The 19,902-nt window shown below is 71.5% G+C and carries 18 protein-coding genes and 1 pseudogene; 7 read left to right on the top strand and 12 right to left on the bottom strand.

Annotated elements, in window-relative coordinates; genetic code table 11:
* Positions 1-2: 2 nt before the first annotated feature.
* Entirely contained in the window at positions 3-848 is an 846-nt protein-coding gene (locus OHA72_RS36370) for a universal stress protein (RefSeq protein WP_327000584.1), read from the top strand.
* A 124-nt stretch (positions 849-972) separates the two neighbouring features.
* Positions 973-2,856 (top strand): glycoside hydrolase family 9 protein, encoded by a 1,884-nt coding sequence (locus OHA72_RS36365; protein ID WP_327000583.1) that lies wholly within the window; start codon positions 973-975, stop codon positions 2,854-2,856.
* Between the two features lie 84 nt (positions 2,857-2,940).
* On the opposite strand, the gene OHA72_RS36360 is transcribed toward OHA72_RS36365, so the two are convergent.
* The 4 genes from OHA72_RS36360 to OHA72_RS36345 are packed head-to-tail and all read right to left on the bottom strand — an operon-like array spanning position 2,941 to position 4,217.
* Positions 2,941-3,078, bottom strand: coding sequence for a DUF1918 domain-containing protein (locus tag OHA72_RS36360; protein ID WP_327011737.1), 138 nt, complete (start codon positions 3,076-3,078; stop codon positions 2,941-2,943).
* 28 nt (positions 3,079-3,106) lie between these two features.
* A complete protein-coding gene (locus tag OHA72_RS36355; protein WP_327000582.1) occupies positions 3,107-3,688 on the bottom strand; it encodes a CBS domain-containing protein in 582 nt (193 codons plus the stop codon).
* Positions 3,688-3,924: a hypothetical protein gene (locus OHA72_RS36350; RefSeq protein ID WP_327000581.1), complete on the bottom strand. Its 237-nt coding sequence runs from the start codon at positions 3,922-3,924 to the stop codon at positions 3,688-3,690. The genes OHA72_RS36355 and OHA72_RS36350 overlap by 1 nt, the downstream gene beginning before the upstream one ends.
* Positions 3,925-3,971: 47 nt before the next feature.
* Entirely contained in the window at positions 3,972-4,217 is a 246-nt protein-coding gene (locus tag OHA72_RS36345; protein ID WP_327000580.1) for a hypothetical protein, read from the bottom strand.
* Here OHA72_RS36345 and OHA72_RS65040 point away from each other — a divergent pair.
* Positions 4,216-4,446, top strand: a pseudogene (locus OHA72_RS65040) (hypothetical protein); the annotation flags it as partial. The gene OHA72_RS36345 and the pseudogene OHA72_RS65040 sit on opposite strands and share 2 nt — an antisense overlap.
* Before the next feature lie 57 nt (positions 4,447-4,503).
* On the opposite strand, the gene OHA72_RS36340 reads toward OHA72_RS65040, so the two are convergent.
* On the bottom strand, positions 4,504-5,469 hold the full coding sequence (locus OHA72_RS36340) for an Acg family FMN-binding oxidoreductase (RefSeq protein ID WP_327000579.1): 966 nt from the start codon (positions 5,467-5,469) through the stop codon (positions 4,504-4,506).
* Positions 5,470-5,647: 178 nt separating this feature from the next.
* Here OHA72_RS36340 and OHA72_RS36335 point away from each other — a divergent pair, with 178 nt between their 5' ends.
* Both OHA72_RS36335 and OHA72_RS36330 read left to right on the top strand, forming a co-directional pair.
* Positions 5,648-6,724 (top strand): Acg family FMN-binding oxidoreductase, encoded by a 1,077-nt coding sequence (locus OHA72_RS36335; protein ID WP_327000578.1) that lies wholly within the window; start codon positions 5,648-5,650, stop codon positions 6,722-6,724.
* Positions 6,725-6,776: 52 nt separating this feature from the next.
* A complete protein-coding gene (locus OHA72_RS36330; RefSeq protein WP_327000577.1) occupies positions 6,777-7,241 on the top strand; it encodes a CoA-binding protein in 465 nt (154 codons plus the stop codon).
* A gap of 220 nt (positions 7,242-7,461) precedes the next feature.
* On the opposite strand, the gene OHA72_RS36325 is transcribed toward OHA72_RS36330, so the two are convergent.
* From OHA72_RS36325 to OHA72_RS36305, 5 genes are all read right to left on the bottom strand, one after another.
* Positions 7,462-8,385, bottom strand: coding sequence for a universal stress protein (locus tag OHA72_RS36325; protein WP_327000576.1), 924 nt, complete (start codon positions 8,383-8,385; stop codon positions 7,462-7,464).
* Positions 8,385-9,242, bottom strand: a complete 858-nt coding sequence (locus OHA72_RS36320; protein ID WP_327000575.1) for a universal stress protein — start codon at positions 9,240-9,242, stop codon at positions 8,385-8,387. Before OHA72_RS36320 ends, OHA72_RS36325 begins: the two co-directional genes overlap by 1 nt.
* Positions 9,243-10,731: 1,489 nt before the next feature.
* Positions 10,732-11,004 (bottom strand): SHOCT domain-containing protein, encoded by a 273-nt coding sequence (locus OHA72_RS36315; protein ID WP_327000574.1) that lies wholly within the window; start codon positions 11,002-11,004, stop codon positions 10,732-10,734.
* A gap of 285 nt (positions 11,005-11,289) precedes the next feature.
* Positions 11,290-11,439, bottom strand: coding sequence for a hypothetical protein (locus tag OHA72_RS36310; protein ID WP_327000573.1), 150 nt, complete (start codon positions 11,437-11,439; stop codon positions 11,290-11,292).
* A gap of 50 nt (positions 11,440-11,489) precedes the next feature.
* Positions 11,490-11,930: an Lrp/AsnC family transcriptional regulator gene (locus OHA72_RS36305; RefSeq protein ID WP_327000572.1), complete on the bottom strand. Its 441-nt coding sequence runs from the start codon at positions 11,928-11,930 to the stop codon at positions 11,490-11,492.
* Between the two features lie 96 nt (positions 11,931-12,026).
* On the opposite strand from OHA72_RS36305, the gene OHA72_RS36300 reads away from it, so the two are divergent.
* Together OHA72_RS36300 and OHA72_RS36295 are read left to right on the top strand one after the other, a co-directional pair.
* Positions 12,027-12,986, top strand: a complete 960-nt coding sequence (locus tag OHA72_RS36300; RefSeq protein WP_327000571.1) for an SMP-30/gluconolactonase/LRE family protein — start codon at positions 12,027-12,029, stop codon at positions 12,984-12,986.
* 285 nt (positions 12,987-13,271) lie between these two features.
* On the top strand, positions 13,272-14,852 hold the full coding sequence (locus tag OHA72_RS36295) for a Na+/H+ antiporter (protein WP_327000570.1): 1,581 nt from the start codon (positions 13,272-13,274) through the stop codon (positions 14,850-14,852).
* Positions 14,853-14,925: 73 nt separating this feature from the next.
* On the opposite strand, the gene OHA72_RS36290 is transcribed toward OHA72_RS36295, so the two are convergent.
* Together OHA72_RS36290 and OHA72_RS36285 are read right to left on the bottom strand one after the other, a co-directional pair.
* Positions 14,926-19,248 carry an HAD-IC family P-type ATPase gene (locus tag OHA72_RS36290; protein WP_327000569.1) on the bottom strand — a complete coding sequence of 1,441 codons (4,323 nt, stop codon included), beginning with the start codon at positions 19,246-19,248 and terminating at the stop codon, positions 14,926-14,928.
* Entirely contained in the window at positions 19,245-19,769 is a 525-nt protein-coding gene (locus OHA72_RS36285) for a hypothetical protein (RefSeq protein ID WP_327000568.1), read from the bottom strand. Before OHA72_RS36285 ends, OHA72_RS36290 begins: the two co-directional genes overlap by 4 nt.
* Positions 19,770-19,902 lie beyond the last annotated feature (133 nt).

Here is a 19,902-nt window from a genome sequence, read left to right as displayed (position 1 = left end):
GCATGACAGACATCCACCGGCCGGTGATCGTCGGTGTCGACGGTTCGCCGGCCAGTCTCGGCGCGGTTCGTTGGGCCGCGGACGAAGCTGTACGCCTGCGGCAGCCACTGCAGATCGTCCACGCCCTGGAGGCAACCGAAGCGTCCGGGCCAGCACCGGACGAACATGAACTGACCGTGCGGGCGGCGGTCGACGCGCGGGGCTGGCACCCGGGCCTGCACGTCACCACCTGCACCTGGCGCGGCGGGCCGGGCCGGGTCCTCATCGACCAGTCCCGCCACGCCGGCCTCGTCGTGGTGGCCAGCCGCGGAACGGGCGGCTTCCAGGCCCTGCCGGTGGGATCGGTGGGGGAACAGCTGGCGGCCCATGCGCACTGCCCGGTCCTTGTTGTCCACGACGCACAACGATGGGCCGACCCGTCCGTCACGTTGCCGCAGCAACGGCCGGTCGTGGTCGGCACGGACGGTTCCGCTCACGCCCAGCACGCCATCGAACTCGCCTTCGCCGAAGCCGGTTCGCGGCACGTGGACCTCATTGCGGTCCGGGCCTGGCAGGAGCCGCCACGCCACTGGGGACGCGCCAGCCGCCGTGAACGGCTCGCCGACGATGTGCAGCACGCCCTCGCAAGAGAGCTGGAGCCGTGGCTGAGCAAGCATCCCGCGGTCAGCGTGGAGCTCCGTAGCGTGCACGGCGCTGTCGTGCCGGTGCTGCTCGCCGAGGCACAAGACGCGCTCATGGTCGTGCTCAGCCCCCGTGGTACGGGCGGCTTCGACGCATTGCGGCTCGGGTCGGTCACGCAGCAGGTGCTCGACCACGCCCCGGTACCGGTGCTGGTCGCCCGCCGGTGACGCGGCCGGCGACCGCCGCGCGAACGCGACCCGTCACCGCCGCCCGGCGGCGGACTCTTGCACTGCGATGCTTGTCAGGCCCGCGGGTGTGGTCGCCGGCCCGGCCGCGCGGGACGATCCAGTTATGGCACACGCCCCGGACACCGGCCCGGCAGTGCACGTCAACCAGGTCGGCTACCTGCCGAACGGCCCGAAACGGGCGACCATCGCGACGGAAGCGCAGGAGCCCCTGCTCTGGGAACTGCTGACCGACAGCGGCGACGTCGCCGCATCCGGAGATTCGACACCGCGCGGCTTCGACCGCGCCGCGGGGCATCGCGTGCACACCATCGACTTCACCGACATGCAACGCCCGGGCCACGGCTACCGGCTGTACGTCGACGGTCAGCACAGCTACCCGTTCGACGCCGCCGACACCGTCTACGCCGAGCTTCACCGCGACGCGCTGCACTTCTTCTACCTGCAGCGCAGCGGGATCCCGATCGACAATCCGCTCCTGCCCGACTACGCCCGCCCCGCCGGTCACATCGGCATCCCACCCAACCAGGGCGACACCAACGTCCCCTGCCAGCCCGGCGTCGGCGACTACGCCCTCGACGTGCGCGGCGGCTGGTACGACGCCGGTGATCACGGCAAGTACGTCGTCAACGGCGGGATCGCCGTCGCGCAGCTCCTCAGCCAGTACGAACGCACCAGAACGGCAACCGTGGTGACCAGCGCAGCGCTGGACGACTGCAGCCTCACCATCCCGGAGAACGGCAACGACATCCCGGGCATCCTCGACGAGGTCCGGTGGGAACTGGAGTTCCTGCTCCGCATGCAGATCCCGCCCGGCAAGCCGAACGCCGGCATGGCCCACCACAAGGTGCACGATGAGGCGTGGACCGCTATGCCGTGCCTGCCCCACCAGGACCCACAACCACGTCACCTGCACCCGCCGTCGACCGCGGCGACGCTGAACGTCGCCGCGGTCGCCGCGCACGCCGCCCGGCTGTTCCGCCCGTTCGACCCCCGGTTCGCTGCTCGCTGCCTCGGCGCGGCCCGCACCGCCTGGGCCGCCGCGCAGCAGCACCCGGCAATGTACGCCGACCCGGCCGACAAGATCGGCGGCCACCCGTACGACGACAACGACGTCCTCGACGAGCGGTACTGGGCCGCCGCCGAGCTGTTCATCAGTACTGGCGAACACGCCTTCCTCGACGCGCTACGGAACTCGCCGTACTGGACCGGCGACGCGTTCGGCGCCACCGGGTTCGACTGGAGGTTCGTCGCCGCGTTGGGCCGGCTCGACCTGGCCACGGTGCCGAGCCACCTGCCCGACCGCGACCGCGACGACGCCCGCGTCTCGATACAGGCCGCCGCCGACCGATACCTGACCACCATCCACGAGCAGCCGTACGGTGTGCCGCTGAGCGTGGCGGAATACGGCTTCGGCTCCAACAGCATCCTGCTGAACAAGCTCGTGGTGATCGCGACTGCCTTCGACATCACCGGCGAGCCTCACTACCGGGACGGTGTCCTCGAGGCCATGGACTACCTCCTCGGCCGTAACCCACTCAATCAGTCCTATGTCACCGGCTACGGCACCCGCCACGCACACCACCAGCACAGCCGCACGTTCGCCCATCAGCTGGACCCGGCGCTGCCCCCACCGCCCGTCGGAGCCCTGGCCGGCGGGCCGAACACCGGTCTGCAGAACCCGATTGTCCACGACACGCCCCTCGGGCCGGACAGCGAACGGCCGGCGCCGCAGCGGTGCTACCTCGACGACATCCGATCCTGGTCCACCAACGGCATCGCCATCAACTGGAACTCCGCCCTGTCCTGGGTCGCCTCGTTCGCCGCCGACCAGGCACCCAAACCGGAGTCCCGACCGGCACCCACCGCACCCGCGCACCCGCGCCACGCACTGCCCCGCGACGTGACCGTCGCCGTCACCGCAAGCCGAGAGCTCACCGTCGACCTGCCCCACGGATGGTCCGTCCTCGTCCGCACCCACCCCGACTGAGGCCCGCTCATACGGCCCTTGCGCGTCGCCGGCTTCCGCGGCTCGGTCAGCCGAACTGCGATGCACCACGCCGCTTGTGCCGTGCTATTGGCGGGCTGGCTCGTCCCCGTGCGCCGGCTCGATCCGGCAGTCAGAACCGGGAAATACCAACGCCTCGTGCTCGGTGTCGAGCCGGCGCACGACGAACGGTGGGGCGCCGTCATCGTGCCGGACGGCCGTGATGACACCGACCCGCCGGTGGTCATGGTGCTCAGCCGGTCGGCGTTACGACTCGCACCGCGGTGACTCCCGCCGTGGTGCGTACCAACGCCTCGGCGACCGCGCGTTCGGTGTCGTCGTCGAACCGGCCGTCGATGGTCGCGATCGTGTCGTGGACGCAGACCGGCCACCGGTGCCGGCCGTCTGCGTAGGTGTCGAGCCGGCGCTGGGCCTCGCGCTGGGCCGCGGCGTCGGTGGGCAGTAGCGTCCGCAGCACGTCGCAGCGGCTGACGACGCCGACCACCTGTTCGTCGACGACAACCGGCACGGTGTGCGCACCGTACTTGACCATGACCGCGGCCAGATCGGCGACGTCCGCGTCCGGCCACGCCATCACCGGCCGGCCCGACATCACGTCACGGACCCGGCGCGTACCGATGTCGGCCGCCGCGGTGCCGCCTGCCTCCCGTCGCAGCAGGTCTCCCTCGGTGACCAGCCCGACGAGCACGTCACCCTCGTCGACGACCGGGACGGCGGTGATCGACTGTCGTTCGAGCAGGTCCACCGCCGCCGCGACCGGCGCATCAGCGCGCACCGTGTACGCCGGGGCGCTCATGATGTCCTTGGCGTGCATCATGCCTCCTCACGTCGTGCGGCCTCTAGATACTCAGTGTGTGGCAGGTCGACCTCGCGCAGCGCCGCGCGGGCGAGGTCGGCGGCGGGCCGCTGCGCCGGGGTGACCGGCTGTTCCAGTAGCAGCACGACTGCCGTCGCCAGTGCCTCGATCCGTCGCTCCATGCACGCTGTACGCAGCGCCATGTCGCCGGTGTCCGTGGTCGGTGTCGGCGCCGAGCGCGTCGCAGTAGTCATCAACATCGTCGTCGCGCCTCCCTTCCCAAGTTTGCCGGTGTGGCTTCTCATCCCAACGGTCCACGCCCGGGCGGTGGTCGTTCAGGGACTTTGGTCCCGTCCGCCTGGGTCACGGCCCGCGCCTCGGCAGTGACCTGCTCGGCCACCAGGTCGGCAGCGGCATCGACCTCCGGCGGCAGGTACACGCCGAAGCCGGTGCCGGATGCTTCGACGGCGTACACGACCAGCTGTTCGGGGAGTCTGCCGAGCGTGGCGGCAAGGAGTACAGCCTCGCCGGGGTCGGTGGCGTGCATGCTCGCGGCCATCCGCCTGTCGGTCTGCGACCACGGGATGACCAGCCGGTGGATGCGGCCGGGGTGCGCCGGTCTTGGTGCCGGCCCGGGGCTGCTCGACGGACGGGCCGACGTGGAAGCTGCTGCCGAGCGCCGGAACGTTGCCGGTCGGCACACCGACCTGCTCGACGACCGGACCCTGCGACTGCTGCCGCTCACCGACCGCGACGCGGCGCGCATGTGGCGGTCGCTGCGCGCCGTGGCGCTGCTGACCGGCTACCGCGGCACACCACCGGCGGACACCGCCTCACAGCAGGATCGCGTCGGCGACCGGTCGGCGGTTCGTGTAGCAGGTCGTCGGCGCATAGCCGAAGCGCAGCACCATCTGCGGATCGTGGAGCCCTCCGACGATGTCCCGCAGCCACCCCCGCGTCTCCGCCATCTCGGTCGGCTGCGAGTACATCGCCGCCGCCACCCCAAGATCCGCCGCGGTCAGCAGCACACCCTGCAGGGCCATCCCGGCCTGGACGGCCTCATGCGGTCCGTCGCCCAGCACGCCGAACACCGCGACCACCGGATCGTGCGCCACGTCCCGGTTCATGTCGTGACCGGGGCCGCCGAAGTCGCGCCGCGTCAACAGCTCCGCCGGATGCGGCGCGGCGCCGGCGGCGCCGCGGCCGATGCCTTCGACCCGCTCGTCGGCCGCGGTACTCCACGCCCGCAGTTCGCGGACGTACGCCGGGTCGGCCCGCAGCCGCGCGTCCGCGGCGCGGATCACCTCCGCCGTCGAGGTGATCGCCTGCTTGCCCTCGATGAAGGCCAGCCAGCCGCCTTCGCGCCGTGCGGCGTCCGTCAGTTGCGCCGGCACGCTCGGGTCGATGCGGCAGTCGGCGAACGGCCCACGATTGGTGTGCCGGCGCCGGATCTGCCAGTGCAGGCGGCGCTCCAACGGCGTCGGTGGGTGCGGCGGCCCGGGCCACAGATGCACCACGACACGACCACCTCCGAGCCGGAACTGGGCCGGTCGGCCCGCGGCAGCGAACGCCAGCCGCAGGTTGTACGCCGCCGCACCGCACGACATCCGCGCCATCCGCCCGTCCGGGTCGCAGGCCGCCAGGCGGCCGGCCTCGTCCAGCAGCACGTCCACACCATCGGCCGTGGAGCGGAACCGCCACGGCTGACTGTTGTGGATCGACGGTGCCCACACCGCATCGCCGACCGCCGCCGTGAACACCTCAGGACTCCAGGTCCGCGGCGTCGTCATCGAGGTCATGACACACCTTCCCGTCCGGGCGTCGTCGCTCCTCTCCACTCTGCCTCGCCCGGCCCCGGCCGCCGAGGGCACAACGCCCCCAGTACGGGCCGGCGTGCCCGACCGCAACGGTGGTTGGTTCGCGCTGCGCCGGGCAGGAACCAACAGACCGACCAGCACCGCCCGAAAGAAGCACACCATGCGGACGCAGCAGCACCCGGCGCGCAACGATCCCACGCAAGGGTTCACCGTCACAGCGGTATGCCGGCTCCTCGCCCGTGCCGCCGTGGCCGCCGTCCACGCGCCGTCGGTGCTCAACACCCAGCCCTGGCGCTGGAGGATCGAGCACGACACGGCACTGCTCTTCGCCGACCGTGCCCGCGGGCTGCCGACGATCGACCCGGACGGGCGGCTGCTCACCCTCAGTTGTGGCGCTGCCCTGCACCACGCGTGCGTCACGCTGGCCGCCGAAGGCGCCGATTTCGCCGTCGAGTCGCTGCCATCCGGCCGTGGCCCGGATGTGATGGCCGTGGTGCACTACCGTGGGACGGCTCCGCCGTCGCCTTTGGCGCAGCGGCTTGCAGACGCGATCCCGGTGCGCCGCTCCGACCGGCGCCCGTTCGCCGACCGGCCCGTGCCCGACGAAAGTCTCGAGCGGTTGCGGGGCGCCGCTGAACGTTTCGGCGCTCACCTGCACGTGGCCCGGTCCCGGGACCTGGTGAACATGGCGACGGCCGCCGCGCACGCGGCCGCCGCAGAGCTGACCGACCCCGCCTACCGCGCGGAACTGGCCGCCTGGATACGCCGGCCCGGCGAGGCGCACGACGGCGTTCCCACCGACACCCTCAGCGGCGACGGCCAGCGCGAGATCCCACTGCGCGACTTCAGCGCCACCGGCTATCTCATGGGGCTGCACAGCACCAACGACATCGAGGACCAGTACGCGCGATACGGCATCGTCGTCACCGACGGCGACGGCCCCGATGACTGGCTGACTGCTGGCGTGTCGCTGTCCGCAGTGCTGCTCACCGCCGCAGGGGAGCATCTGGCCACCTCCACGATGAGCGACCTGGTGGAACACGAGACGGCTCGCAGCACGATCCGCCGGATGCTCGGCGGCGTCGGCTATCCCGCGATCGGCGTCCGGATCGGGATCCCGGCCGAGGGCACCGCACCGGCGCAAGCTCCTCGCCGCCCGGCCGCAGACGTCGTCGAGGTCGCCGCCGACCCACCCCAGGACATGCCGGCACCGACGCCACCGCCGGCTGCCACCTGAAACCAGCCGCCGCCCGAACGCGTACCCCACCGCAGGAACGGAGATCATCCAGATGCGTACTGCGCTGCAGATCCTCGCCGGGGCGCACACCATCGCCGTAGTGGGCGCCTCCCGGGATCCACAGAAACCGGCCCACTGGGTACCGGGAATGCTGCAGGAACAGGGCTGGCACATCGTGCCGGTCAACCCGCATGCCGACAGCATCCTCGACGAGCACGCCTACGCCCGCCTGGCAGACGTCCCCATGCATGTCGACGTCGTGGAGGTGTTCCGCCCCCCAGACGAAGCACCGGAGATCGTCCGCGCGGCCGCGGCGATCGGCGCCGGCGCGGTCTGGCTGCAACTCGGCCTCGTCAGCCCCGACGCACGGCAGATCGCCGGCGAGGCCGGACTCGACTACGTCGAGGACGTCTGCATGGGCCAGGAACGCGCACTGCACGACATGCTCCACGGCTGCGAGCAGCCACACTGCCGCGTCTACCACGGCAACCCCCCGACACCGGATATACGTTCGTAGGTACCGAGGGTCTCCAACACGTGGACGATGCGCAGCGACTGCCCGTGGCGTACTGCTTCGTCGGCGGCCCACCGGACGGCTCCGAAGCTGGTGGCGAACCGTCGACACCGACGATCACCGGACGGCGGTGGGGGTGGGTCGCTGCGGCCTCTGTGTCATCTGGAACAGGGTCCTACTGCTGCAATGCGGCAGCGTCCCGGCGTCCCGATGTGATCCCCAGTCAATGCGGACCGGTCGCCTGCGCCGGTCGTGCCTCCGCGGCCGTGCCGTGCGCGACGAGCGCGGGACAGGCCATGGTGCGCAGCACGCGGCGCATCACCGAAGGGTTGGACGGCTGGATCGTGTCGGTGGGGCACCGGGTGCCGAGCACCATGAGCATCGCCCACTGGGACGCGACGGTCAGTGCCTCGACGGGATCGCCCGGTTCGCTGCGCAGCTCCATGTCCACAAGCGGGAACTTGACATGCCACGGCTCGGCGGCTGCCACGAGCGCCTCGTGGACCGCCGACTCGTCGACCGTCAGATCAGGACCATGGTGCTGGCCCTGGTGCTGATCGCTGTGCTCGCCAGGACCCCACAGGTCCGGATGCTGCCAGACCTGGACGACGACGAGACGCCTGCTGCGGCCGGCGGCTTCCTCGAACGCGAGCCGCAACGCGCGGCGGGCCGAGTCCGAACCGTCGAAACCGACCACGACAGGGCCGGTGCGGGGCAGGGCCGCGAACGGGTCGGCCCATCGTCGTGCCGCGTGAACAATGAGGACCGGGCATTCCGCCTGTGCGCAGAGCGCGTCTGAGACGGAGCCGAGCGGCTCGGCCATGTTGCTGCCGCTGCCGTGGCTGGCGACGACGAGGAGCCGGGATCGCTGCGAATGGCGCCGCAGCACCTCGGCGGGAGCGCCGCCCTCGGTCACGCCGGTCACGCAGACGCCGGGCCGCCATCGCAACGCCTCCTCGGCCCCCTGTTCGGCGATGTCGGCGCCGCCAGGAGGACGGTCGCCCGGCTGCACCGCGGGATCGAGCGCATGCACGGCAAGGAGCTCCCGGGTGTTGCTGCAGGCTTCGTCCGCGGCCCACCGCAGCGCACCGAGGCTGTCCGCAGAACCGTCGACGCCCACGACAACAGGCCCGTATCGATATCCCATCAGGCGTCCCCTCCCGAATCCATGCCGTCGCGCGCGATGAGTACCGGGCACTCCGCCCCGTACAGCAGGTGCAGGCCGACCGACCCGAGCAGCAGCCCGGTGAACCCGCCATGGCCGCGGCTACCGACGACGATCAGCTGAGCATCACGGGTCCAGTGGACGAGCACCGAGGCGGCATCGCCGTCGACGCCGTGCACTTCCCACTGCACATCTGGGTAGCGTGCACCGACCGCGGCCACCAGGCGGGTCGCTTCGTCGGTCAGTGACCGCCGGACCTCGGCCGTGTCATACATCAGCGGTGGCATGCCGACCGTGCATGGTGCCATCGGCGTCTCGACCGCCCGCACCGCCAGCAGGTGGCGCCCGCGTTGTCGCGCCTCGACGAATGCCGAGTTCGTCACCTGCGCCGCGCACCGTGAACTGTCGACACCGACGACCACGCCGCCGGTGGGATGGACCTGTCCGCGGACGACGGCGACCGGGCAGGTGGCGTGCATAGCCACCTGCTGGCTGACGGAGCCGAGCACGGCACCGGCGATGCCGTGGCGACCGCGGGTGCCGACGACGAGCATGGCCGCGTCGGCAGCGGCGCGCAGCAGAGTCTGCACGGGATGGCCGAACATCGCGGTCGCTGCCACGTCGATGCCCGGTGCCACCTGGAGAGCTTCTCGGGCGGCATCATTCACCACGTCGGAGGCGAGGTGTTGCGCTGTTTCGGTGAGCTCTGCGGAGGGAGCGAACGCGGTCAGCGGGACCCTCCAATGGTAGGCCAGCACGAGCTGGAGTGATGCGTGCCGCTGGTCCGCCTCGGCCGCCGCCCACCGGACGGCCTCCAGCGACGGCGCCGCGCCGTCCACTCCGACAACAATCGCAGCTCGGTCCACACCGCCCCTCTTCTCCGCCAGTCCTCCGCACTGGCTGTTGGAGCGTCGATCCGGTCCCGGGCCGGGCATCACACCCGTGGCACGTTCAACAGCCCCATCCAGCGTGTTCCGGTTTGGAAGGCCATGCCAGGCGTTGCCGGCGAATCATGCTGACAGGGTGAGCGGGCTGCGCGAACGGGACATCGTCCGCGTTCCGGACGTCGTCAGTGGCCCGACGACACAGCAATGCACTGACGACAGGACCCGGACGGCAGGACTGGACTGGGAGGATACGCGAATCACCCCGCCGCGGCCGACTCGACGTGCAGCGACCAGCCGACCGGCACCACGACGTTGACCTGATGGTTCTCGCCCAGGCTGACGGTCACGTCGCCGATGTGGTACGGGCCGTCGTGGTTGTCGGGCGGGCGTTGGTCCGCGGCGAAGGACGCGATCCAGGACAGTGCGGAGTTCCAGTTGATCGCAACCTCGTTGGTGGACCAGGACTCGATGTCGTCGATGGACTTCCGGCTCTGCTCCCGGTCAACTGGATCCGTGGCGGCTGCCGAACGACGTCACTGTATCGACCAAGTTCGGAGGGCATCAGCGGCAGACACAACGCCAGGTCGTCGACGTAACGCAAGACCGCGCGGTCATTCATGATCCAGAGAACCTGCCCGCCGATGGTCGCCTGGGTGGCGCCGACGCCGGCCTCCTGGTGGTCGGTGCCGCCGCGACGACCCGTCCGGGACACCTGTCCACCGCCATCCGTGTCGCTGCCCATGCGCCCGCGCCCGTGGAGGTTGTGCGGGCAATGCCGCCCACCGTGCAGGGCCGTTCGCCGGGCACGTCGTGGTCGGCGTCAACAGCTCTGCACGGTGGGGTGTGTCGAGGCCTGCACGCGCCGCCCAAGGCGCCCCGCTGCTCATCTTTGGCCGCCATGGGCACCGCCTGCCCATGCCCGGGCCGCTGCGGCTCGGCTCGGTCAGCAGCGCATTCGCGAGCCGCCCCCTTACGCGGTCGCGATTGTCGCGCGACCGGGACCTTGACCCCGGAGAGGTCGAACGACCACCCAGGCGTCCGCCCGGCCGGCACGGTGGCCTACGCGTGCGGACCCGGATCACCCACGCGTTCACCCTGGTGCCGGTCGGTTCCGGTGTAGCGTCGTAATTGCCTGCGAGACGACCGAGCAAGCGAAGCTGTTAGCACAGCGGAGCTGAGAAGCCGCAAGACCGAGAGGTTCGGCGGTGATATCGAGCACCTGATCCGGCAATGCTGGTGACGGAAGATCGCCTCGCAGGTTCATCGTGTTCGCTGCGGCAACGCCCGGACACGACTTCCCAGACACGACTTCGAGGTGCGCCAGAGCTGTGGCTTCGGGGCCTCACGTTCAACTGCCCCCAGGTGAACCCTGGGCCGCCTGTCGGGCAGTGGCTTGGCGACAGGGTTCATTGGCGACAGGGTTCGCCTGCCGGATATCCGGTCAACCACTGGGCTGGTGGGTCGGCATGTCGCCGCCCAGCACCTGCAACCGCCGGCTGTACTCGTCCTCGTCGATCTCGCCCCGGGCGAACCGTTCGGCCAGCAGTTGCTGCGGTGCCGGTCGCGGACTGCTCGACGTGCCGGCCTGCGTGCCGCGGCCGAAGTGGCGGACCAACAGGAAGACACCGCCAATCACCAAGCCCCAGAACAGCAGCGTGTTCAACGCCATGAGGGCCATGCCGAAGCCGCTCATACCGTCGCCCCAGTACATCATCGCGATGCCTCCATCCGCCTGCCCTGCTGCCGCCCAGTGGTCGGTACGTGCTTGCGAGGGCGAGACCGTCGATCACCGAGGGCGGCCACGAACGTGCACACGGTCCACGATCGGCGCTTCAAGCCCCTACCGAGCTGCCATCTCTACTGTCCCTCCGGACGCTCTCGACGGGCACGGGACAACGTCACTTCCGGCAGGGCTGAAAGGCACAACCCGCGGATGCCGAGCTCCATTGTCAACAGACACGTTGCCGTCGTCGATGTCGGCTGATTGCCTTGCCGTGGATCAGTCGTGGGCCGGGTGGTTGGCTGCCTGAGGGGCGACGACCTCGATCATTTCGGCCGCCGGACGGCGCGGGACCTTCGGCGGGGCCGGCCCCGTGGGCGGCACACCGATTCGGACGCCGATCGCGGGATAGCCGACGTTGCCGAGCATCCGCCGCAGTCGCAGGCCCGGGAAACCGCTGGCGCCGAGACCCTGTACCGTCAGGCCTGCGGGGAGACGGGGCGTTCGAAGAAGGTCTCCAGCACCACTGTGGCCTGCGTCCCGCTGACCCCGCCGATCGCGTAGATCCGGCGCAGCACGTCCTGCAGTTGTGCCGTGGTCGTCGTCCTGACCTTCACCAGGACCGACGCGCTGCCGGCGATGACGTGCGCTTCGAGGATCTCGGGGAGCGCCGCGAAGTCGTCGGCCGAGTCACCCATCCACGAGGCCGAGTCGACCATGACGAAGGCCAGGACGCCGCCGCCCACCGCGGCCGGGTCCACGTCGACCGTGGTGCGCCGGATGACGCCGCGTTCCCGCAGTTTCCGCACGCGCTCGTGGGCCGCGCCGGCGGAGAGACCGACGGCCTGCCCCAGCGCGGCGTACGACTGGGCGGCGTCCTCCTGGAGCTTCGCCACCAGTGCCCGATCGATGTGATCCACAGATCTCCGTCCTGCCCGAGCTTGCATTCACCATACAGGATCGTCCAGTCTGGAGCCGACGCCGAACCAGGTTCGGTTCACGAGAAGGGAAGGTTCATGAGCGGCGACACTCCCCCGCTGTACGAGATGTTCGACGACCGGTTCGGCACCGGGCGGTGCATGAACGGTGACGACCGGCTGGAGGTCCTGTACACAGGCTGCCGCTGGGCGGAGGGGCCGATCTACGTTCCCGCCTGGCGGCAGGTGGTCTGGAGCGACATCCCCAACGACCGGATGCTGCGCTGGGACGAAGAGACCGGCGCCGTCAGCGTCTTCCGCCGCAACGCCGGGCACACCAACGGCAACACCTTGGACCGTCAGGGCCGGCTGGTCACCTGCGAGCAGGGCAACCGCCGGGTGACCCGCACCGAGCATGACGGCACCGTCACCGTGCTCGCTGACCGGTGGCGGGGCAAGCGCCTGAACAGCCCGAACGACGCGACGGTCAAGTCCGATGGTTCGATCTGGTTCTCCGACCCGGACTTCGGCATCACCAGCGACTACGAGGGCTACCGCGCCGACAGCGAGATCGGGTCCAACAACGTCTACCGCATCGACCCCGCCACCGGCGGCGTCGAACTCGTCGCCGACTGCTTCGGCGCACCCAACGGCCTGGTCTTCTCCGGCGACGAGCGGCAGCTGTTCGTCTCCGACACCCGTGTCGGCGTCATCCGGGTCTTCGACGTCCGCGACAACGGCACCCTGTCCGAGGACCGGGTCTTCGCGGAAGCGGCCGCCCGCGACAACGCCCGCTTCGACAACCTCCGCTTCGATGACGCCGGCCGCCTCTGGGCCGCCGCGATGAGCGACGGCGTGCACTGCTACGACCCCGACGGCACCCTGCTCGGGCGGCTACTGGTCCCCGAGTCGGTGGCCAACATCTCCTGGGGCGGCAGCAAACGCAACCGCCTCTTCATCACCGCCGAGACCAGCCTGTACTCGGTCGTCATGGGTGTCACGGGCACCCACCCGACCGGACCGGGACGCCGGCCCTGGCTGGACACGCCGCCCCGGTGAGAACACGGGTGGCCGCGCACAATCCCGAGACCGGGAAACACCCCGAGACAGGCTCGGCGACCATGGACGCCGCGGCGCTGGTCGCCCAACTGAGCGACCCAAGTCAGTGTCCTTGAGTGACCGTCGCCGCGATCGCCGCCAGGTGGGGCTTCACCCACCCGGGACGCTGCAGCACCGACTACCGCGCCGCATACGGCCGCAGCCCGAGCGACACGATGCGCACCTGACCCGCCCGCCGCCCCCGATCGCGCTGCCGCGGCGACGATCTTCGTGCAGGATGTCCGGGTGGAGGCGTTGTCCCTCGTCATCGTGCTCGGTGTGACGGTGCTGGTCGGCACGACGGTGGGCCGGCGATACAGCGTGGCGCCACCGGTGCTGCTCATCGTGTCCGGCGGGCTGCTGGCGCTGGCACCCCCGCTGGCGGCGGTGGAGCTGCCGCCGGAGGCGGTGCTCGGGCTGTTCCTGCCCGCCATCCTGTACTGGGAGAGCCTGAACACCAGTCTGCGGGAGATCCGTGCCAACCTGCGGGTCATCGTCCTGTCGGCGGTGGTGCTGGTGCTGGCCACGATGGCGTCCGTCGCGTACGCGTTGCAGGCGGTCGGGGTCGCGGCGTCCGCCGCGTGGATCCTGGGCGCGGTGCTCGCCCCGACGGACGCGGCGGCGGTGTCCGGGCTGGCCAAGCGGATGCCGCGGCGCATCGTGACAACGCTGCGGGCCGAGAGCCTCATCAACGACGGCACCGCGCTTGTGTTGTTCGCCGTCGCCGTCGGTACCCTCGTAGGCGGCTCGATGCCCGGCCCGCTGCGTCTCGCCGGGCAGTTGGCGTGGTCCTGCGCGGGTGGCATCCTCGCCGGGCTGCTCGCCGCCGGCGCGATCATTCTCGTCCGGCGACGCCTCGACGATCCGCGGCGCGAGGGCGGTCTGAGCATCATCACGCCGTTCGCCGCGTTCCTGCTCGGCGAGGTGCTGCACGCCAGCGGCGTCGTGGCGGTCGTCGTGGCCGGGCTGACCCTGACCCAGGTGAGTCCGCGGGTCGTCCGGGCCCGTTCCCGGGTCCAGGCGTTCGCGTTCTGGGACCTCGGCACGTTCATGCTCAACGGCAGCTTGTTCGTCCTGGTGGGGATGCAGATCCCGCGCGCGGTGCGGGCCATCGACGACACCGCCGTTCCACGCGCGCTCGGCATCGCGCTGCTGGCCGCCGCCACGGTGATCGTCACCCGGTTGCTCTGGGTCCACGCCGCGACAGCGGTGATCCGGGTCGTGGACCGCCGTGCGGTGCAGCGGACGCGGCGGGTCGGCTGGAAGGTCCGCACCGCCAACGGCTGGGCCGGTTTCCGGGGCGCGGTGTCGCTCGCCGCCGCGCTGGCGGTGCCGGCCGTGCTCCCCGGCGGCACGCTGTTCGCCGACCGGGACCTCATCGTCTTCACGACCGTCGTGGTGATCGTCGTGACGATGCTGGTGCAGGGCCTGACGCTGCCGATGGTGGTCCGCTGGGCGGGCCTCACCGAAGACGGCGCCCGCGCCGACGAGACGCTGCACGCACAGATCGAGGCCACCCGGGCGGGCATTGCCGCTCTGGACGACGTCGGCCGAGACCTCGACGCGCCGCAGGACATGGTCGACCGGGTCCGTGCCGACTACGAGGACCACCTGCAGCAGGTCCTCGCCAAGGCCGACGAGGACGGCGAGGCGTTCCGCATGGAGCAGCTCGAACGGCGCCTGCGGCTGAAGGTGCTGCACCACAAGCGGCGCGCGATCACCGCGATGCGGGACGCGCACACCATCGACGACATCGTCCTGCGGGACCTGCAGGCGGCGATGGACATCGAGGAGATGCGCCTGCTCGGCCCCGCCTCGCCGGAATAGCCGCCGCACCACCCACCGATCGGCGGTCAAACGGTCATGCCACCGGTTCGTCGCTGTCGGGACCGTGCGGGATTCAACACTTCGGAGGCGTGTGCTGCGGTGACTGGCGCGGCAGTCGCAGCGCCCCCATCGTCGTGCCTGCGGCTGTCGCCGCCACGACGATGCCCCAGGCGACGGGGCCCAGCGGGCGGCAGCCGAAGAACCGGCTCAGGCCGGGGGTCTGCACGACTCCGACGAGCGCCGCCGCGGAAGCGCCGGCGGCGCCCAGGACGATCGGGTCGCCGCTGGAGAGCAGCGCGGTCTGGCCCAGCTGCGCGCCGACGAGGGAGGCGAGTGCCACGGTGCTGGCTCGCCCGGCCGTCCCGGTGGCTTTGGCCGTCAACCACGCCGCGGCCGTGGCCGCCGAGGTCGCGACGGCGCGGCGGGCGACGTCGGCGGTCAGCGCCGCGCCGAGTGATGCTTCCGGTCCTTCGCGGACGAGCTGGTCCGCGGTGACGTGCTTCGGCGGCCGCGCGGCGACCGTGATCGCGGGCAGCAGGTCGGTCATGAGGTTGACGAACAGAATCTGCCGCGCGTTCAGCGGTGGTGTGGCGGAGACCAGGGAGCTGCCGACGGTGAACAGGACCTCGCCCAGGTTCCCGCCGAGGAGCAGGGCGAGCGCCTCACGCACCGACGTCCACATGGCGCGGCCCTCGACCACCCCATCGGCGATCGTCTCGATGCGGCCGTCCATCACGATCATGTCCGCAGACTGGCGGGCGGCATCCGTGGCCTGCCCGCCCAGCGCGATGCCGGCGTCCGCGAGCCGGATGGCGGGCGCGTCGTTGGCGCCGTCGCCGGTGACTGCGACGGCCGACCCGGCGCGCTGCAACGCGCGGACCACCGCGACCTTGTGCTCCGGGCTCACCCGCGCGAAGACCGAGGCCTTGGCCACCAGCGCGTCGACGGTCGCGTCGTCGGCACCGTCGAGGTCCGGCCCGGTCACCACTGTGCCGCCGTCGAGCAGGTCGAGCTCGGCGGCGATCGCCGCCGCCGTGCTGGGATGGTCGCCGGTCAGCATGAGTACCTTGATGCCGGCGCGCCGCAGCCGGTCGATCGCCTCGGCGGCGGTGGCGCGGATCGGGTCGGCCAGCCCGAGAAGGCCGAGGAACTCCAGGTTGTCGACGCGTTCGTCGTCGAGGCGGCGCCGTGCCGACGCTGCCCGCTCCGCGACCGCGAGCACCCGCAGCCCCTGCCGGGCCATCCGGTCGGCCTCCGCCTCGATCTCCTGCCGGTCGGCCGGCGTGATGGGCCGGGCAGTCCCGTCGCGGCGCCAGGTTGCGCAGCGCGGCAGTGTGACCTCCGGTGCGCCCTTGACGCTGATCACCTGGCCGTTGCGGGCCCCGCCGAGGACAGCATGAAACCCGCGTGCCGGCTCGAAGGGCAGCTCGCGGACGGGCCGCCAGTCCTTGGCCTGCTCATCGGTGCGGACACCCGCGCCCGCGGCGCCGACCACGACCGCCTGGTCGGTGGGGTGCGGCAGCGTTTCCTGCCCATTGGGCGCCGGGCTCGCGCGCAGCGCGGTGGCGAGGACCAGCCGGTGCCGCGGGGTAAGTCGCTCGGTCGGCACGTGCACACGGCCGTCGGAGACGGTGCGCAACGCGATGCGCCCCTCGGTCAGAGTGCCGGTCTTGTCGAAACAGATCACGTCGACCCGGCCGAGCGCTTCCATCGATCCGGGATCGCGGACGAGGATGTTGCGTTCGGACAACCGGCGGCTGGCGCTCAGTTCGGCTGCGGTAGCGATGAACGGCAGCCCCTCGGGGATCGCGGCGAGGGCGAGCGCCACCGAACTGTTGATCGACTCGGCCAGCCGCCCCCGAAGCAGACCGGTGCCGAGGAGCGCCACCGCGGCGGCACCCGCCGCCGGCAGCGACGCCTTGGTCAGCTCGCGCAGCCGCTGCTGCACGCCGCTCTTCGGCGGTTCCTGCAACGCGATCCGCGCGCTGCGACCGGCCTGCGTCTTCTCACCCGTCGCCACGACGATGCACGTGGCTGACCCGGCGGCGACCGTCGTGCCTGCGTACACCATGCAGCTGCGCTCGGCGACGGCGGCGGCACGGGTGGCGGCGACGCTCTTGGCGACCGGCACGGATTCGCCGGTCAGCGAGGACTCGTCCATCTCGAGACTGGAGGTGCCGATCAGGCGGCAGTCTGCCGGCACCACATCTCCCGGCTCCAGCAGAATGACATCGCCCGGCACGAGCTCGTCGATGCTGCCGGCCCGGTCGACGCCGGCCCGGCGCAACCGGACCCGTGGCCTCGCCGCACTCACCAGCCGGCTCAATGCCCGCCGGGCGGCCACGTCCTGAACGCCCGACAGCAGCGCGTTGGCCAGGATGACGGCGACGACCAGCACCGCGTCGCTCTTCGCACCGGTCATGGCGGAGACACCCGCACCGGCGGCGAGCGGCAGCGTCAAAGGCGTATCCAGCTCGGCCACGATGGTGTCGAGCAGGCTCCGCGCCGGCGATGTCGTCTCGTCTGCCGGAGCCTCGGCGTGCCGGCGCTGTTCGGCGGCCTCCTCGCCGATGCCCTCCGCAGACGTGTCCAGGATTCGGGTGACCTCCTGGATGGGCAGCGCATGCCAGGCGACGTCGACCGTGGCCACCGGCACCGCGCGGCGGGACAGGCCGCGCGCCGACCACACCGCGCCGACGACGTTGGCGGTCTGCGCGACACCGGTGGCGAACGTCCCGCGGCGCGCGCCCCGCGGCGCCAGGTCGGCGTTGCCCAGCAGTGCGCCGGCCGCCGAACCCTGCGACGCCACCAGCACGCTGCGCCTGCTCACCGCCTTGGCCACCATCGCCGCCTCGAGCAGCAGCCAGGCCGTCTCCAGCCCGGGCCCGCCCATCAGGTGGGCGCCCCACGGAGGTCGGCGATCCGCCTGCAGCACGCCGAAGCCGCAGTCCGCCGACCCGAGTGCGGTGTCGTTGCGCTCTGCGATGAGCAGGACGACGTGGCCGTCCCGCTGCAACGCACGGATCGACTCGGTCAGCCGTGAGCCTCCTGGCACGGTGCCGTCCGCCGGCACCCGGCGACGGACCTCGGTCGGCGCTCCGGCGAGCAGCACCTGCCCGACCTTGCGACCGGCCGCAATCACGGCGGTGGTCAACGGATCCAGTGCCGACTCGGCCATGACAACCGCCTCGGGCTGTCGGTTGCGGGTCAGCGCGTACACCTTCCCCCTCATGCCGCCCGAAGTGCGTATGTCGTCCAGGACGGCCTGCGGGATCGCGGCGTCAAGGTGCTGCAGGGCGGTGATTGCCCAGCCGTCGGTGTCTTCGCCCGTCGGCAACGTGCCGCTGTGCCCGTCGACAAGGCGGCTCGCGGCTTCCCAAGCGGCCTCCGCCGGGCCGTTGATGGGCGCCACGTGCGTGATGACATGACGGCCCCTGGTCAGCGCCCGGGCGTCGATCACCACCGTGTCGACCCGGTCCAGCCGGCGCAGCGCGCCCGGGTCCCGGACGAGCACGTCCCGGCGGGCGAGGAGCCGGCCCAGCTCACCTGCGTACACCTCCCGACCGGCGTGCGCGGGGACCGGCGAACCGGCCGCGAGTATTCGGGCCGCACGCCGGGCGCCGCTGGGGAGCAGCGCGACCGCGCCGGAGGCGATCAGCGTCAGTGTGCTGATCCGGCGGGCGTAGCGCTCGACCGGTCCGTCGGGCAATGTCGCCGGCCGTACGTCGTCGAGGCTGCCGGCACGGCTCGCGCCGGCCTCCCGTGGCAGTTCGGCCGTTCTGCGCTGCCACGTGTCCCGCTGCGCGGACGCCTCCCGCAGCAGGACGACCCGCATGGCGGCGTCCGCCAGCGCGGACAGTCTCGCCTGGCCGGCGGCGTCGATCCCCGCGCTCGCCATGGAGACAGCCAGGTCTGCCCAGTGGTGGCCGACGGACCGGCGCAGCCGGGCACGCAGCCCCGGTATGTGGTCGACCATCGCGACGACGGCGGCCAACTCACGCGGCGCCGCTGGCATCCGCAGCCCCCGCGCCACGGACGCGCCGGCGACACCGAGCAGGTCGCCGGCGAGCGTCACCAGGTGGCGGGTCTCCGCGTCGAGGTGTGGCGGTCCGGGCGCCCGATCGGCGGGGATGTGGTCGGATTCAGCGGCCGCAACCAATTCGACGAGGTCGTCGAGCCCGAGTGTTTCCTCGTCGTAGCTGATCAGCAGCCGGCCGAGGGCGGCGTTCCATGCGGCCCAGTCGACGCCGCGTAGCGTTTCGAGCGCCTTCTCCAGCAGCTTTCCGTGCTCTGTGCTGATCAGCTGGGTTCGGGCTCCGCGCACCTCGACGTGGGCGAGGCCGTCCTTGGCCCACGCCTTCCGCCGGCCGCCGGACAGTCGGCCCGTCGCCGTCACCGTGCGGCGGCAGTGGCGGGACGAGCCGTGGCCCGCGTCTCACGCCCCAACAGGTCTTGCGGCTGGGCCTGCCCGCCGCTGTGGGTCGCCACCCACACACCGGCGGCGGCCGCGACGGCGGCGGGCCATTCCAGTATGCCGAGCGCAGCCAGCACGCCGACGCCACCGTAGTACAGCACCTGCTTCGGCTGCGGCACGGCGGACGCGGCGGTCCTTGCCGTCCAGCGGACGTTTGTGAGGATCGATCGTGCGGCTGGCCCGGCTATGTGGACAACCGGCACCTTGACGTGCGGCATCGGGACTTCCTGCCAGGTCACCAGTTCGGACTCGCCCTGGGGATGTGCGGCCGCGCCGACGGTCGGGCGTTCTTTCGCCGCCGCCGACTGCTCGGCTGCCCTCGTCGGGGTGGCATTCTTCGCCGGGCTGCGGCGCCGAGACTGCGTCGTTGACGTCCCGGCAGCGCGCGAACCAGTGGGACGCTTCTGCGGACGGGTTCGTGAGCTCGTTGCTGTGGCCGTCATGGGTAGGCACCTCCACCGGAGTCGTTCCGGAAAATGCGCACATACCCGGACGGTACGGAACTAATCTGCCGACCTGAGGTTGCGGTTTGCTCAAGCGGGACGGCTCATGAGGCGGCGAAACGTGGCGACGATG

The sequence above is a fragment of the Dactylosporangium sp. NBC_01737 genome, from assembly GCF_035963215.1.
In the GTDB taxonomy this organism is placed as follows: Bacteria; Actinomycetota; Actinomycetes; order Mycobacteriales; family Micromonosporaceae; genus Dactylosporangium.
The sequence above is the reverse complement of the archived record's forward strand: the minus strand, read 5'-3'. Positions and strand labels throughout refer to the sequence as shown.

Bases quoted from the DNA above. Each gene is read 5' to 3' on its own strand.
- OHA72_RS36370 (WP_327000584.1), top strand. From the start codon at position 3: ATGACAGACATCCACCGGCCGGTGATCGTCGGTGTCGACGGTTCGCCG.
- OHA72_RS36365 (WP_327000583.1), top strand. From the start codon at position 973: ATGGCACACGCCCCGGACACCGGCCCGGCAGTGCACGTCAACCAGGTC.
- OHA72_RS36355 (WP_327000582.1), bottom strand. From the start codon at position 3,688: ATGCACGCCAAGGACATCATGAGCGCCCCGGCGTACACGGTGCGCGCT.
- OHA72_RS36350 (WP_327000581.1), bottom strand. From the start codon at position 3,924: ATGACTACTGCGACGCGCTCGGCGCCGACACCGACCACGGACACCGGC.
- OHA72_RS36345 (WP_327000580.1), bottom strand. From the start codon at position 4,217: ATGCACGCCACCGACCCCGGCGAGGCTGTACTCCTTGCCGCCACGCTC.
- OHA72_RS36340 (WP_327000579.1), bottom strand. From the start codon at position 5,469: ATGACCTCGATGACGACGCCGCGGACCTGGAGTCCTGAGGTGTTCACG.
- OHA72_RS36335 (WP_327000578.1), top strand. From the start codon at position 5,648: ATGCGGACGCAGCAGCACCCGGCGCGCAACGATCCCACGCAAGGGTTC.
- OHA72_RS36330 (WP_327000577.1), top strand. From the start codon at position 6,777: ATGCGTACTGCGCTGCAGATCCTCGCCGGGGCGCACACCATCGCCGTA.
- OHA72_RS36325 (WP_327000576.1), bottom strand. From the start codon at position 8,385: ATGGGATATCGATACGGGCCTGTTGTCGTGGGCGTCGACGGTTCTGCG.
- OHA72_RS36315 (WP_327000574.1), bottom strand. From the start codon at position 11,004: ATGATGTACTGGGGCGACGGTATGAGCGGCTTCGGCATGGCCCTCATG.
- OHA72_RS36310 (WP_327000573.1), bottom strand. From the start codon at position 11,439: ATGCTCGGCAACGTCGGCTATCCCGCGATCGGCGTCCGAATCGGTGTG.
- OHA72_RS36300 (WP_327000571.1), top strand. From the start codon at position 12,027: ATGAGCGGCGACACTCCCCCGCTGTACGAGATGTTCGACGACCGGTTC.
- OHA72_RS36285 (WP_327000568.1), bottom strand. From the start codon at position 19,769: ATGACGGCCACAGCAACGAGCTCACGAACCCGTCCGCAGAAGCGTCCC.